The sequence below is a fragment of the Nitrogeniibacter aestuarii genome (genome assembly GCF_017309585.1).
Lineage (GTDB): Bacteria > Pseudomonadota > Gammaproteobacteria > Burkholderiales > Rhodocyclaceae > Nitrogeniibacter > Nitrogeniibacter aestuarii.
Genome location: NZ_CP071321.1, coordinates 3,347,311 through 3,361,679 on the forward strand (window position 1 = coordinate 3,347,311; position 14,369 = coordinate 3,361,679).

General features: G+C 58.6%; 10 protein-coding genes and 2 rRNA genes. 9 read left to right on the forward strand and 3 right to left on the reverse strand.

The genetic code is table 11. The features are described from left to right. Positions 1–124 precede the first annotated feature (124 nt). Genes J0W34_RS15650 through ispH form a run of 5 tightly spaced genes read left to right on the forward strand, consistent with a single transcriptional unit; the run spans position 125 to position 5,805 of the window. Positions 125–1,087 (forward strand): bifunctional riboflavin kinase/FAD synthetase, encoded by a 963-nt coding sequence (locus J0W34_RS15650; protein WP_227817660.1) that lies wholly within the window; start codon positions 125–127, stop codon positions 1,085–1,087. Beyond that, complete coding sequence (gene ileS, locus J0W34_RS15655) at positions 1,080–3,875, forward strand: isoleucine--tRNA ligase (protein ID WP_230969400.1); 2,796 nt, start codon at positions 1,080–1,082, stop codon at positions 3,873–3,875. Before J0W34_RS15650 ends, ileS begins: the two co-directional genes overlap by 8 nt. Before the next feature lie 45 nt (positions 3,876–3,920). Continuing rightward, a complete protein-coding gene (gene lspA / locus J0W34_RS15660; RefSeq protein WP_227817662.1) occupies positions 3,921–4,418 on the forward strand; it encodes a signal peptidase II in 498 nt (165 codons plus the stop codon). Next, entirely contained in the window at positions 4,415–4,843 is a 429-nt protein-coding gene (locus J0W34_RS15665) for an FKBP-type peptidyl-prolyl cis-trans isomerase (RefSeq protein WP_227817663.1), read from the forward strand. Before lspA ends, J0W34_RS15665 begins: the two co-directional genes overlap by 4 nt. A gap of 14 nt (positions 4,844–4,857) precedes the next feature. After that, positions 4,858–5,805, forward strand: a complete 948-nt coding sequence (ispH, locus tag J0W34_RS15670; protein WP_230969401.1) for a 4-hydroxy-3-methylbut-2-enyl diphosphate reductase — start codon at positions 4,858–4,860, stop codon at positions 5,803–5,805. Between the two features lie 65 nt (positions 5,806–5,870). Here ispH and J0W34_RS15675 read toward each other — a convergent pair whose 3' ends face one another. Beyond that, positions 5,871–6,977 carry an aromatic ring-hydroxylating oxygenase subunit alpha gene (locus J0W34_RS15675; RefSeq protein WP_227817665.1) on the reverse strand — a complete coding sequence of 369 codons (1,107 nt, stop codon included), beginning with the start codon at positions 6,975–6,977 and terminating at the stop codon, positions 5,871–5,873. Between the two features lie 134 nt (positions 6,978–7,111). Here J0W34_RS15675 and J0W34_RS15680 point away from each other — a divergent pair, with 134 nt between their 5' ends. Genes J0W34_RS15680 through folE2 form a run of 4 tightly spaced genes read left to right on the forward strand, consistent with a single transcriptional unit; the run spans position 7,112 to position 10,967 of the window. After that, positions 7,112–7,339 (forward strand): exodeoxyribonuclease VII small subunit, encoded by a 228-nt coding sequence (locus tag J0W34_RS15680; protein ID WP_227817666.1) that lies wholly within the window; start codon positions 7,112–7,114, stop codon positions 7,337–7,339. Further along, the gene (locus J0W34_RS15685) at positions 7,336–8,232 is read left to right on the forward strand and encodes a polyprenyl synthetase family protein (protein WP_230969402.1); all 897 of its coding nucleotides are present in this window, start codon (positions 7,336–7,338) and stop codon (positions 8,230–8,232) included. The genes J0W34_RS15680 and J0W34_RS15685 overlap by 4 nt, the downstream gene beginning before the upstream one ends. Positions 8,233–8,239: 7 nt before the next feature. Beyond that, the gene (gene dxs, locus J0W34_RS15690; RefSeq protein ID WP_230969403.1) at positions 8,240–10,111 is read left to right on the forward strand and encodes a 1-deoxy-D-xylulose-5-phosphate synthase; all 1,872 of its coding nucleotides are present in this window, start codon (positions 8,240–8,242) and stop codon (positions 10,109–10,111) included. Positions 10,112–10,169: 58 nt separating this feature from the next. Beyond that, on the forward strand, positions 10,170–10,967 hold the full coding sequence (folE2, locus tag J0W34_RS15695) for a GTP cyclohydrolase FolE2 (protein ID WP_230969404.1): 798 nt from the start codon (positions 10,170–10,172) through the stop codon (positions 10,965–10,967). Between the two features lie 277 nt (positions 10,968–11,244). Here folE2 and rrf read toward each other — a convergent pair. Then, positions 11,245–11,358: ribosomal RNA gene (rrf, locus tag J0W34_RS15700) — 5S ribosomal RNA — on the reverse strand. A 116-nt stretch (positions 11,359–11,474) separates the two neighbouring features. Further along, positions 11,475–14,364, reverse strand: a 23S ribosomal RNA gene (locus tag J0W34_RS15705). Positions 14,365–14,369 lie beyond the last annotated feature (5 nt).

Sequence of the window (14,369 nt, forward strand, 5' to 3'; positions counted from 1 at the left end):
GCCGGCGCCATGGTCAAGAAGACCACAAACTTCGTGACAAGTGCCCGAAGCACGATCCGTGCAGCGCAACACGCGTCGAAAATCCGCTCGTTGCGGCTATAATTGCGGTTTTTTTCAGGCGTTTATGCTGGTTTCACGCGGCCACGCGGAACGCGCCTCAACCCCCTGCGTGCTGACCATCGGCAACTTCGATGGCATCCACCTCGGACATCAGGCGTTACTCCGTCTCTTGACGAACAAAGCTCAGGCTCTGGGACTACCCGCGGTCGTGCTCACTTTCGAGCCGCATCCGCGCGAGTACTTCACCCCGGCGCAGGCCCCTGCCCGCCTGGCCTCCCTGCGCGACAAGCTGCTGCTGCTCGATGCAGCCGGCGTCGACAACACCCGCATCATCCGCTTCGACAAGCGCTTCGCCTCCCTGACCGCCGAAGAATTCATCGACAAGGTGCTGGTCCGCAGCTTGCGCGTTCGGCACCTCATTATTGGCGACGACTTTCGATTCGGCGCCGGCCGCAAAGGCGATTTCGCCATGCTGCAGGTCGCGGGAGAACGACACGGATTCGTCGTCGAAGCCATGACCACCCACGCCCATGCGGGCGAGCGCGTGTCGAGTTCGGCGGTGCGCGATGCGCTCGCCAGGGGGCAGCTCGATCGCGCTGCCCGGCTGCTCGGTCGCCCCTACAGCATGGCCGGGCTGGTCATGCACGGCGACAAGATTGGCCGCACGCTCGGTTTTCCGACAGCCAACATCCAGCTCAAGGGGCGCCGGCCGCCACTGGCAGGCATCTACAACGTACTGGTCGAAGGCCTGGGGGGCACCCTGGTGCGCGGCGTGGCAAGTGTGGGCGTACGCCCGACCATCAACGATGCGGGTCGCCCAACGCTGGAAGTGCATCTTCTCGACTGGAACGCCGACTGTTACGGCGCGCACTTGCGCGTCCATTTCCTGCACAAGCAGCGGGATGAAGAAAAATACGACTCCCTCGAGGCGCTCACGGCCCAGATTGCCCTCGATGTAAGTCATGCTCGCGCGTGGTTCGATGACCACGCAGATCAAATCAACGAATTCCAAGACCACCATGGCTGATTACCGCGACACGCTCAACCTCACCGACACCCCGTTTCCCATGCGTGGAAACCTGCCCAAGCGCGAGCCGGGCTGGGTGCAGCAATGGCAGCAGAACAAGCTGTACGAGAAGATTCGCGAGGCATCCGCCGGACGGCCCAAATTCGTGCTGCATGATGGTCCCCCGTATGCCAACGGTGCGCTCCACCTGGGCCATGCACTGAACAAGATACTCAAGGACATCATCGTCCGCTCCAAGACCATGGCCGGGTTCGACGCCCCCTATGTGCCGGGTTGGGACTGCCACGGGCTACCGATCGAGCACAAGATCGAAGTCACCCACGGCAAGGGCCTGCCCCAGGACAAGGTACGCGAGCTGTGCCGGGCCTATGCAGCTGAACAGGTGGAATTGCAGAAGACCGACTTCATCCGCCTGGGCGTGCTGGGTGACTGGGACAATCCCTACCTGACCATGTCGTTTGCCAACGAGGCGAACGAGATCCGCGCCCTGGCGCGCATGGTCGAGGGCGGCTACGTCTTCAAGGGCCTCAAACCGGTGAACTGGTGCTTTGAATGCGGCTCAGCCCTGGCCGAAGCGGAAGTCGAATACGCTGACAAGCAGTCACCGCAGATCGACGTGGCCTTTCCCGCGGTCGATACCGACAAGCTGGCCACAGCCTTCGGCCTCGACAGCCTGCCCAAGCCGACCTTCGCGGTCATCTGGACCACCACCCCCTGGACGATTCCGGTCAACCAGGCGCTGAACATGCATCCCGAGTTCGACTACGCGCTCGTGGATGTCGGCGAGCGCTGCCTGATCCTTGCCAGCGAGCTGGTCGAAGGCTGCCTTGCGCGCTACCAGCTCGAGGGCAAGGTCATTGCCACCGCCAAGGGCGAAGCCTTTGATCGCGTCGAATTCCGCCACCCCTTCTACGAGCGTGTCTCGCCGGTCTACCTGGCCGATTATGTGGGCCTGGATGCCGGTACCGGCATCGTGCACTCGTCACCGGCCCATGGCGTGGATGACTTCAACGCCTGGAAGGCCTACGGCCGCACCAACGACGAGATTCTCACCCCGGTGATGGCCAACGGCCACTACGTGGATGATCTGCCCTTCTTCGGCGGCCAGCTGATCTGGAAGGCCAACCCCAACATCGTGGCCAAGATCGATGAAGTGGGCAGCCTGCTGGCCGAGAAGAAGATCACCCACAGCTACATGCATTGCTGGCGCCACAAGACACCGGTGATCTACCGCGCCACTGCCCAGTGGTTCGTGGGCATGGATGTGCACGCCAAAGACGGCTCCACCCTGCGCGAGCGCGCCCTCAAGGGCGTGGAAGATACCCGGTTCTTCCCAGCCTGGGGGCAATCCCGGCTGCACGCCATGATCGCCAACCGCCCGGACTGGTGCATCTCGCGCCAGCGGAACTGGGGTGTGCCGATCCCCTTCTTCCTGCACAAGGCCACCGGCGAGCTGCACCCGAAAACGGTCGAGCTCATGGAGCTGGTTGCCCAGCGCGTGGAGAAGGAAGGCATCGAGGCCTGGTTCAAACTCGATGCCGCCGAGTTGCTCGGCGCCGAGGCGGACCAGTACGACAAGATCAGCGACACCCTGGACGTCTGGTTCGACTCCGGCACGACCCACTGGCATGTGCTGCGCGGCTCCCACCCGGACGGGCATGCAAGCGGCCCGCGCGCCGATTTGTATCTGGAAGGCTCTGACCAGCATCGCGGCTGGTTCCATTCGTCCCTGCTCACCGGCTGCGCCATCGACGGCCATCCGCCCTACAAGGCCTTGCTCACCCACGGTTTCACGGTCGATGAAAACGGCCGCAAGATGAGCAAGTCGCTGGGCAACACCATCGTGCCGCAAGAAGTCTCGGAAAAGCTCGGCGCCGAGATCCTTCGCCTGTGGGTTGCGTCGACCGATTACTCCGGCGAGCTGTCCATCTCCAAACAGATTCTCGACCGCGTTGTGGAAACCTATCGTCGCGTACGCAACACCCTGCGCTTCCTGCTGGCCAACACCTCGGATTTCGATATCGAGAAAGACGGCTTGCCGGTCGAGGAGTGGCTCGACATCGATCGCTACGCCCTGGCCTTCACGCGTCAGCTGTCCGATCAGGCACAGGCGGATTTCGGCAAGTTCGAATTCCACCGGGTGGTCCAGGCCCTGCAGATCTTCTGCTCCGAAGAGCTCGGCTCGTTCTACCTGGACATCCTCAAGGATCGCCTCTACACCACGGCGCCGAACTCGAAGGCGCGTCGCGCGGCACAGACTGCGATCTGGCACATCACCCAGACGCTGCTGAAGCTGATGGCGCCCATCCTGTCCTTCACCGCTGAAGAAGCGTGGACCGTGCTGTACGGTGAGGACACATCGATCATGCTCGATACCTGGCACGAACTGCCTGCACAGGCAGGCGAAGCCGAGCTCGCCGCACGCTGGGAGACGATTCGCGAAGCACGTGCCGAAGTCATGAAGGTGCTCGAGAGCCTGCGCTCCGAGGGTACGATCGGCGCGGGCCTGCAGGCCGAAGTCGTGGTCAGGGCTGCGCCCGCCTGGCACGATGCGCTGACATCTCTGGGCGACGATCTGCGCTTCGTTCTGCAGACAAGTGACGCCAGACTCGAGCGGGTCGACGACGAAGCGGCTCAAGGCGTGGAGGCGACGGCCTCCGGCAACGAAAAGTGCGAGCGCTGCTGGCATTACCGCCCGGACGTTGGCAGCATCGAGAGTCACCCGACCCTGTGTGCCCGCTGCTACACGAACCTGGAAGGCAACGGTGAAGTGAGAACTCATGCCTGAGTCTGGGCGTCTCAGTTTTCACATCCGTGATTTCAAGGTTCGTGCATGATGCGCCCCCGCTTTAGCCTCTGGCTGCTCTTCGCTGCCGTGATTGCCATTCTCGACCAGATCACCAAGCAGTTGATGGTCGGCTGGCTGAGCGAAGGCGACCACGTGCGCGTCACCTCGTTCTTCGATTTGGTGCTGCTGTACAACCACGGTGCCGCGTTCAGCTTTCTGGCCGACCATTCCGGCTGGCAGCGCTGGTTCTTTGTGATTCTGGCCACGGTCATCTGTGGCTGGCTGTTGCGCCTGACCTGGCAGCACCAGCACGAGCGCCTTCAGCCCTTCGGCTTTGCCCTCATCATTGGCGGCGCCGTGGGCAATGTCATCGACCGGCTCTGGCATGGCGCCGTGGTCGACTTTCTGTATTTCCACGCAGGCCGCCACGGTTGGCCTGCGTTCAACCTGGCCGACTCGGCCATTACGCTGGGTGTGTGCCTGATGCTCTGGGCCCAGTTCCGCGAAGCGCGCCAGCAACCAGCGCAGGAGAACCATCAATGACCAAAGTCGTCGAAGCCAACAGCCTCGTGACCCTCAACTATCGTATCTCCATGGAGAACGGCCAGCCGCTGATCAGCACTTACGAGGGCCAGCCGGCCACGCTGCAGCTGGGCGCAGGTGAAATGCTGCCGACACTGGAGAACTGCTTTGTCGGTCTCGAAGAAGGCTCAGACCACAAATTCACCCTGACGCCCGACCAGGCCTTTGGCCCGCACCGGGACGATCTCATCGAAGTCGTTGCGCGCAAGCACATGCCGGAAGAGGACATCGAGCCCATGAGCGTCATGGAATTTACAGCCCCCGACGGATCCCGATACTCCGGCCTCGTTCGCGAGATCGATCAGGAAAAAGCGGTGATCGACTTCAACCACCCCCTCGCAGGCAAAACGATCCATCTGGAAGTTCAGATCATCGGGGTACTTTGAGCACGAGACAACACATGAGCGATTCGAACGCCAAGGAAATCCTGCTGGCCAACCCGCGCGGCTTCTGCGCCGGCGTGGAGCGCGCCATCGATATCGTCGAACAGGCATTGACGCGCTTCGGTGCGCCGATCTACGTCCGGCATGAAGTTGTTCACAATAAGTTTGTCGTGGACGACCTGCGTGCCAAGGGCGCCATCTTCGTCGAAGACCTGAGCGAAGTGCCGGACGATCAGACCGTGATATTCAGCGCCCACGGGGTTCCGCAGTCGGTTCGGACCGAAGCCGACAAGCGCGGTCTTCAAGTCTTCGATGCTACCTGCCCACTGGTCACCAAGGTCCATCTCGAGGTCGCCCGGCAGCGCAAGCTGGGGCGCGAAATCGTCATGATCGGCCACAAGGGCCACCCCGAGGTGGAGGGCACCATGGGGCAGGTTAGCGACGGCATCCACCTGGTGGAGTCCGCCGACGACGTGGCTGCTCTTCAGGTGGCCGATCCGGACAGCCTGGCCTACGTCACCCAGACGACCCTCTCCATGGACGATGCAGCAACCATCGTGGACACGCTGCGCAAACGCTTCCCGAACATCACGGGTCCGAAGAAGGACGACATCTGTTACGCCACCCAGAATCGGCAGGATGCCGTGAAGTTCATGGCGCCCAAGGTGGATCTGGTGCTGGTGGTCGGGTCGGTGAACAGCTCGAACTCCAACCGCTTGCGAGAAGTAGCCGCCCTGCGTGGCGTTCAAGCCCATCTGGTGGACAACGCCGCGGCCATTGATCCGGGCTGGATCGAAGGCAAGCAGCGCATTGGCATCACCGCTGGTGCCTCAGCACCTGAGGTGCTCGTCAATGAAGTGGTTGAGCGCATCCGGTCACTGGGCGCGAAAACCGTACGCACACTGGAAGGCGCAGAAGAAAACGTCTATTTTCCCCTGCCCAAGGCACTGCAGCCCGACACCTGAGCACGGCCCGTTGCTGCATGCAAAGTAAAACGGGGCTCTGAAGCCCCGTTTTACTTTGCTCTTGATCACCCGCCGATGTGGGGCGCCATGACCCTGCGATAGAACTCGTGGAAATGAACCATACCGTCCTCGTAGGGTGACTGGTAAGGCCCAACCTCACTGCGCCCCTGTTTCATGAGCGCAAGTCGCCCACGGTCCATGCGCTCCGCGATTTCATCGTCCTCGACCGCAGTTTCCATGTAGGCCGCCTGCTCCGCCTCAACGAAATCACGCTCGAACTCGATGATCTCCTCGGGGTAGTAGAACTCGACGACATTGGTGGTCTTATTCACGTCGGTCGGGATGAGGGTGCTCACCACGAGCACGTGGGGATACCACTCGACCATGATGTTGGGGTAATAGAGCAACCAGATCGCTCCGTGCGGTGGCATCCGCCCCTGATAGTACTCACTGACCGCCTTGTGCCAGCGCTCGTAAGTGGCGGTACCCGGCTTCTTGAGTGAGGTGACCCCGACCCGCTGCACTGAATACCAGTCATCGAATTGCCAGGTCAGTTCATCGCAATCGACGAAATTACCCAGGCCGGGATGAAACGGCACCACATGATAGTCCTCGAGGTACACCTCGACGAAGGTCTTCCAGTTGTAATTGCACTCGTGGATTTCGACGTGATCGAGCTTGTACTCGGAAAAATCAAAGTCGGGAGCCACCTGCATGCCCTTCAGGTCCGTGACCACATCACGCGGGCCGCGGAACAGCAAACCGTTCCAGTGCTGCAACGGCGTGCGCTTGAGGTTCAGACAGGGATTGTCCGGAAAATGGGGCGCGCCCAGCAAGGTCCCGCGGTTGTCGTAGGTCCAGCGATGAAGCGGGCACACGATGTGCTCGGCGTTACCCCGCCCTTCAAGCATGACCGCCTGTCGATGGCGACAGACATTGGACATTTCGTGAAAGCCGTCCGCTGAATGCACCAGCAGCTTGCCGTGATCCAGCCACTCCAGGGACCGATAGTCATTGACGTTCGGCACCATCAACTCATGCCCGACGTAGCCGGGCCCGGCATCGAAGATAAGACGTTGCTCCAATTCGAACATCTTTTCATCGAAATACCAGGAGACAGGAAATTGTGTTGCCGCCTGGGCCAGCTGAGTCTTTGATGCGATATCGGACATCAAGAACCTCCCGAAGAAATGCAAAAGGTCCGTAAAAACAAGGGGTAATCGGCGATTATAGCTAAAACGCAGTTTGACCGCACCCCCTCCAATCGGGTATTTTTCCGCCTTTGTACCATGCGCGTGTCAACCCAATGGCCAAGACGGCAAAACCTGCAAAAAGTTTCGAACACGCCATTGCCCAGCTCGAAGAAATCGTGTCGGCAATGGAGTCCAGCGAGTTGCCGCTCGAAGAAGCTCTGACACACTACCAGAACGGCATCGGACTCCTCCGGTACTGCCAGGAGACATTGTCCAGCGCCGAGGCTCGTATCGAAGCTCTGGAACGCACCAGCGACGACGAGGAAGACAGCGACGCATGAATTCAAGCAAGTTTCCCGACTGGATGCGCAGCGTTCAGCAGCGCACGGAAGTCGCACTGGGCCGGATTCTGCCTCCCTCGGCCGTCACGCCGGACCGACTCCATGAAGCGATGCGGTACGCCACGCTTGAGGGCGGAAAGCGTGTCCGGCCGCTCCTGGCGCATGCCGCGGGCGAAGTCACCGGCGCCCGTCCGGATGCGCTCGACCGCGTCGCCTGTGCCGTTGAACTGATACACGCCTACTCGCTGGTTCACGACGACATGCCTTGCATGGACGACGACTCGCTCCGCCGCGGCAAGCCCACGGTCCATGTCGAGTATGATGAATCGACTGCCTTGCTGGTTGGCGACGCGCTTCAGTCACTCGCCTTTCAACAACTGGCGGAACCCGGTCTGCTGACCGACGCAGGCCGTCAGATCGAGATGGTGCATCACTTGGCCATCGCGGCAGGATCCCGCGGCATGGCCGGCGGCCAGGCCATTGACCTTCAGTCCGTCGGGCAATCCCTGACCCGCGAAGCACTCGAAGTCATGCATGTGCACAAGACAGGCGCTCTGATTCGCGCGTCCGTGTGCCTTGGGGCACTGGCCGGTCACTACTGTTCAACCGACGTCTTCCAGCGTCTCGATCATTTTTCGCGTCGAATCGGCCTCCTCTTCCAGGTGGTGGACGACATCCTTGATACCGAGTCCGACACAGCCACTCTGGGTAAGACAGCAGGCAAAGACGCTGAAAACAATAAACCGACCTATGTGACCGTGCTCGGCATCGACGAAGCCAAACGACTGGCGCACGAGCTCGAATCCGAAGCGCTTGAGTTGCTCGAGCCGCTTGATGACAAAGCCGACGCCATGCGTGACCTCACACGCTATATCGTCCACCGACGATTCTGAAGATCTGATGAACGCACCCAGTTCTACCGCCTACCCCTTGCTCTCCGCCATCCAGTGCCCGGCCGATCTGCGCTCTCTGGACCGCCGGGAGCTGCCCGCCCTCGCCGACGAACTGCGCCAGTTCCTCCTTGAGTCTGTCTCCCGCACCGGCGGACATCTGTCGTCCAATCTCGGGACCGTGGAACTGACGATCGCCCTTCACTACATCTACAACACGCCGGACGATCGGATTGTCTGGGACGTTGGACATCAGACGTATGGCCACAAGATTCTGACGGGACGCCGCGAAGCAATGGATGGGCTCCGTCAGTACGGTGGCATTTCCGGCTTTCCCCGCCGCAGCGAGAGCGAATACGACACCTTTGGCACGGCACACTCGTCCACGTCGATTTCCGCCGCGCTCGGCATGGCGGTCGCCGCGCGCAACCGGAGAGAGGATCGACAAGCCATTGCGGTCATCGGTGATGGCGCCATGTCGGCGGGCATGGCGTTCGAAGCGCTCAACAATGCGGGCGACACCGAAGATCTGAATCTGCTCGTTGTCCTCAACGACAACGAGATGTCGATCTCGCCACCGGTTGGCGCACTGACCAAAATCCTGGCGCGTCTGATGCCGACCTATAATGCCGCGCGCAGCGCTGGCAAGAAGGTCCTCGGCGTCGCCCCGCCCATGCTGGACTTCGCCCGCCGTGTCGAAGAACACGTCAAGGGCATGGTCACGCCAGGCACGCTCTTTGAAGAGTTCGGCTTCAACTATGTCGGCCCGATCGATGGCCACGATCTCAATGCCCTGCTCCCCATGCTGCAGGCCCTCAAGAAGGAAAAGGGCCCGCAGTTCCTGCACGTCATCACGCGCAAAGGCCAAGGCTACAAGCTGGCCGAAGCAGACCCGATTCTTTATCACGGCGTTTCTCAATTCGATCACACGGAAGGCATCAAGGCAGGCAAAGGCGGCGGAAAGCTGACCTATACCCAAGTCTTCAGCGACTGGTTGTGCGACATCGCCGCGACGGACGAACGCGTTGTCGGCATTACCCCGGCCATGCGCGAAGGTTCCGGACTGGTCCGATTCGCGGAAACTTACCCCGACCGCTACTTTGATGTCGGCATCGCAGAACAACACGCGGTCACCTTCGCCGGCGGACTCGCCGCAGAGGGCTTCAAGCCGGTTGTCGCCATCTACTCGACCTTTCTCCAGCGCGGCTACGATCAACTGATTCACGATATCGCCCTGCAGAACCTGCCCGTCGTCTTTGCGATAGATCGCGCGGGTCTTGTGGGGGCGGATGGCGCAACCCACCACGGCGCCTATGACCTGTCCTATATGGCCTGCATACCCAACATGGTCATCATGGCACCCGCCGATGAGAATGAATGCCGCCAGATGCTTTACACGGCCTACAGGCATGAAGGACCAAGCGCAGTCCGCTATCCACGGGGTGGCGGGCTTGGCATAAAGCCGGCAGAAGAAATGGTTGAACTTCCCCTTGGCAAGGGTGAAGTACGGAGAAAAGGCAGTACGGTTGCATTGCTCGCCTTTGGTTCAATGCTCGAGCCGGCACTTGAGGTTGGCAAAAAACTCGATGCGACGGTCGTGAACATGCGTTTCATCAAACCACTCGATGAAGCCTTGATTCGTGAAATGGCCGCTGAACACGACTTGCTCGTGACCATTGAAGAGAATGCGGTGATCGGCGGAGCCGGCAGTGAGGTGAGTCGAGTCATTGAAGAGTCCGGCCTCCCTGCACGGTGCCTTCGCCTTGGGTTGCCCGATACCTTTATCGACCATGGTGACCAGAAACGCCTGCTTGCGGATGCAGGCCTCAGCCCTGAGGGCATCATCGCAAGAATCCAGCAAACACTCGATCGATTCAAATAATTGAGTGTTTTTGTCGGGAATGTTAGCCTTCAGTCTCAAACACGACTGATTCGGCATTATGAACACCGCCACCGATAACATTCCCGACATCCAGAGCAGCGCTGACAGCCGCCGCATCGCCATCGACAAGGTGGGCATTAAAGGCATCCGGCATCCGGTCCAGGTCAAGGACCGGACTTCCGGCGTCCAGCACACCATCGCCTACTTCAACATGTACGTCGGCCTGCCCCACGACTTCAAGGGCACACACATGTCGCGATTCGTTGAAATCCTCAACAGCCGTGAACGTGAAATCTCGGTGGAGTCGTTCGAGCCCATGCTCCGTGAGATGGTAAGCAAGCTCGAAGCCGAGACCGGTCATCTCGAAATGAGTTTCCCCTACTTCATCAACAAAGCTGCCCCTGTTTCCGGCGTCGAGAGTTTGATGGATTATGATGTCACGTTTCTCGGGGAAATCAGTAGCGACGGTCGATATGATTTCCGTATCCGGGTAGTCGTCCCGGCGACAAGTCTGTGCCCGTGCTCAAAACAGATCTCTGCCTATGGCGCACACAATCAACGCTCTCACGTCACAGTGACCGCCGCTCTCGAATCCCATGTCTGGATCGAGGAGCTGGTCACTTTGATTGAGCGCCAGGCCTCTTGCGAGCTGTTTGGCTTACTCAAGAGACCCGACGAAAAGTACGTGACAGAACGTGCCTACGATAATCCGAAGTTCGTGGAAGATATGGTCCGGGACGTCGCCAACGCCTTGAACCAGGACGAACGTGTGCGCGCCTATGTCGTCGAATGCGAGAACTTTGAATCAATTCACAACCACTCCGCCTATGCGCTCATCGAGAAGACCGTCGATTGACGTGTGTGGCAGTTGAAGATAGGCAAGATTCCGGTGGTTCCGGCCTGAGGGCACTGGATTTGGATAAAAAGAAGCCCGACCATCTGGTCGGGCTTTTTCGTGAGCGGAGAATGTCTGCGCAACTGCCAGTCAGTGGGAAGCGGGGCAATGTTCTGCGGCACGCTACGTATTGGAGATGCGTACGCGGTTGGCGGGGTGCGGAACATCCCGGCGTGTTTTCCATTTTTGCAATAAAAAACCCCTGCTACGGTTGTGTAGCAGGGGTTTTGAGTAGTTAGTCTGACGATGACCTACTTTCACACCCGCAATGGGCACTATCATCGGCGCGATTCCGTTTCACGGTCCTGTTCGGGATGGGAAGGGGTGGTTCCAGAATGCTATTGTCGTCAGACTTTGATCGTTGTCGGGATGGGATTAGTCCATCCTGACGAATTCGGAAGATCAAGTCGAAACACAGCGTGTTGTGTGTGATTGCGTCTTTGAGATATTTGTTGTTCTCAAGGTTATAGGATCAAGCCTCACGGGCAATTAGTATCGGTTAGCTTAACGCATTACTGCGCTTCCACACCCGACCTATCAACGTCCTGGTCTTGGACGACCCTTGAGCGTGATCGAGTCACGAGGGAAGTCTCATCTTGAGGCGAGTTTCCCGCTTAGATGCTTTCAGCGGTTATCTCTTCCGCACTTAGCTACCCGGCGATGCCACTGGCGTGACAACCGGTACACCAGAGGTGCGTCCACTCCGGTCCTCTCGTACTAGGAGCAGGCCCTCTCAAACTTCCAGCGCCCACGGCAGATAGGGACCAAACTGTCTCACGACGTTTTAAACCCAGCTCACGTACCACTTTAAATGGCGAACAGCCATACCCTTGGGACCGGCTACAGCCCCAGGATGTGATGAGCCGACATCGAGGTGCCAAACTCCGCCGTCGATGTGAACTCTTGGGCGGAATCAGCCTGTTATCCCCAGAGTACCTTTTATCCGTTGAGCGATGGCCCTTCCATACAGAACCACCGGATCACTATGACCTGCTTTCGCACCTGCTCGACTTGTGGGTCTCGCAGTCAAGCCTCCTTTTGCCATTGCACTATCAGTACGATGTCCGACCGTACCTAGGAGACCTTCGTACTCCTCCGTTACCCTTTAGGAGGAGACCGCCCCAGTCAAACTGCCCACCATGCACGGTCCCCGACCCGGATTCACGGGCCTAGGTTAGAACCTCAACGACACCAGGGTGGTATTTCAAGGTTGGCTCCACGATAACTGGCGTTACCGCTTCAAAGCCTCCCACCTATCCTACACAAGTGACGTCAAAGTCCAATGCAAAGCTACAGTAAAGGTTCATGGGGTCTTTCCGTCTAGCCGCGGGGAGATTGCATCTTCACAACCATTTCAACTTCGCTGAGTCTCAGGAGGAGACAGTGTGGCCATCGTTACGCCATTCGTGCAGGTCGGAACTTACCCGACAAGGAATTTCGCTACCTTAGGACCGTTATAGTTACGGCCGCCGTTTACCGGGGCTTCGATCAAGAGCTTGCACCCCATCACTTAACCTTCCGGCACCGGGCAGGCGTCACACCCTATACGTCCACTTTCGTGTTTGCAGAGTGCTGTGTTTTTAATAAACAGTCGCAGCCACCGATTCTCTGCGGCCTCCTTCTGCTCCACCCGCAGGGGCTTCACATACAAGAGGCACACCTTCTCCCGAAGTTACGGTGTCAATTTGCCGAGTTCCTTCTCCTGAGTTCTCTCAAGCGCCTTGGTATTTTCAACCTACCCACCTGTGTCGGTTTGCGGTACGGTCGATTTTGGACTGAAGCTTAGAGGCTTTTCCTGGAAGCTTGGTATCAACCACTTCAGAGTCAATGACTCCTCGTTATCACGCCTCATCTAAGCCTGGCGGATTTGCCTACCAGGCACGACTACACGCTTGAACCGGGACATCCAACACCCGGCTGGCCTAACCTTCTCCGTCCCCCCATCGCATCCAAAATCGGTACAGGAATATTGACCTGTTTCCCATCGACTACGCATTTCTGCCTCGCCTTAGGGGCCGACTCACCCTGCGCCGATGAACGTTGCGCAGGAAACCTTGGGTTTTCGGCGAGGGTGCTTTTCACACCCTTTATCGCTACTCATGTCAGCATTCGCACTTCTGATACCTCCAGCATCCCTTACGAGACACCTTCGCAGGCTTACAGAACGCTCCCCTACCATGCGTACAAGTACGCATCCGCAGCTTCGGTTATCAGTTTGAGCCCCGTTACATCTTCCGCGCAGGACGACTCGACTAGTGAGCTATTACGCTTTCTTTAAAGGGTGGCTGCTTCTAAGCCAACCTCCTAGCTGTCTGTGCCTTCCCACCTCGTTTACCACTTAACTGATCATTTGGGACCTTAGCTGGCGGTCTGGGTTGTTTCCCTCTTGACAACGGACGTTAGCACCCGCTGTCTGTCTGCCGTGTATCACTTTCCGGTATTCGGAGTTTGCTATCGCGGGGTAAATCGCAGTGACCCCCCCAACGATGACAGTGCTCTACCCCCGGAAGTGTCCGCACGACGCACTACCTAAATAGTTTTCGGGGAGAACCAGCTATTTCCAGATTTGTTTGGCCTTTCACCCCTATCCACAGCTCATCCCCTAATTTTTCAACATTAGTGGGTTCGGACCTCCAGTGCGTGTTACCGCACCTTCATCCTGGCCATGGATAGATCATCTGGTTTCGGGTCTACATCCAGCTACTAAAGCGCCCTTATCAGACTCGCTTTCGCTACGCCTCCCCTATTCGGTTAAGCTTGCAACTGAACGTAAGTCGCTGACCCATTATACAAAAGGTACGCAGTCACCCCTCAAAGGAGGCTCCCACTGTTTGTATGCATGCGGTTTCAGGTTCTATTTCACTCCCCTCCCGGGGTTCTTTTCGCCTTTCCCTCACGGTACTGGTTCACTATCGGTCGATCACGAGTATTTAGCCTTGGAGGATGGTCCCCCCATCTTCAGACAGGATTTCACGTGTCCCGCCCTACTTGTCGTACGCTTAGACCCGCCAGCGACCCTTCACATACAGGGCTATCACCTTCTATGGCCGGGCTTTCCATCCCGTTTTGTTGAATCACTGGTTTAGTCGTACAGGCTGGTCCCGGTTCGCTCGCCGCTACTTCGGGAATCTCGGTTGATTTCTTTTCCTACGGCTACTTAGATGTTTCAGTTCGCCGCGTTCGCCTCCACTGGCCTATGTATTCAGCCAGGGATACCTCATAAGAGGTGGGTTTCCCCATTCGGACATCTGCGGATCAAAGCTCTATTGCCAGCTCCCCGCAGCTTTTCGCAGGCTTACACGTCCTTCATCGCCTGTGATCGCCAAGGCATCCACCACATGCACTTAGTCGCTTGATCCTATA

Excerpts from the sequence above, each read along its gene's own strand:
- J0W34_RS15650 (WP_227817660.1), top strand. The coding sequence starts at position 125 with ATGCTGGTTTCACGCGGCCACGCGGAACGCGCCTCAACCCCCTGCGTG.
- ileS (WP_230969400.1), top strand. The coding sequence starts at position 1,080 with ATGGCTGATTACCGCGACACGCTCAACCTCACCGACACCCCGTTTCCC.
- lspA (WP_227817662.1), top strand. The coding sequence starts at position 3,921 with ATGATGCGCCCCCGCTTTAGCCTCTGGCTGCTCTTCGCTGCCGTGATT.
- J0W34_RS15665 (WP_227817663.1), top strand. The coding sequence starts at position 4,415 with ATGACCAAAGTCGTCGAAGCCAACAGCCTCGTGACCCTCAACTATCGT.
- ispH (WP_230969401.1), top strand. The coding sequence starts at position 4,858 with ATGAGCGATTCGAACGCCAAGGAAATCCTGCTGGCCAACCCGCGCGGC.
- J0W34_RS15675 (WP_227817665.1), bottom strand. The coding sequence starts at position 6,977 with ATGTCCGATATCGCATCAAAGACTCAGCTGGCCCAGGCGGCAACACAA.
- J0W34_RS15680 (WP_227817666.1), top strand. The coding sequence starts at position 7,112 with ATGGCCAAGACGGCAAAACCTGCAAAAAGTTTCGAACACGCCATTGCC.
- J0W34_RS15685 (WP_230969402.1), top strand. The coding sequence starts at position 7,336 with ATGAATTCAAGCAAGTTTCCCGACTGGATGCGCAGCGTTCAGCAGCGC.
- dxs (WP_230969403.1), top strand. The coding sequence starts at position 8,240 with ATGAACGCACCCAGTTCTACCGCCTACCCCTTGCTCTCCGCCATCCAG.
- folE2 (WP_230969404.1), top strand. The coding sequence starts at position 10,170 with ATGAACACCGCCACCGATAACATTCCCGACATCCAGAGCAGCGCTGAC.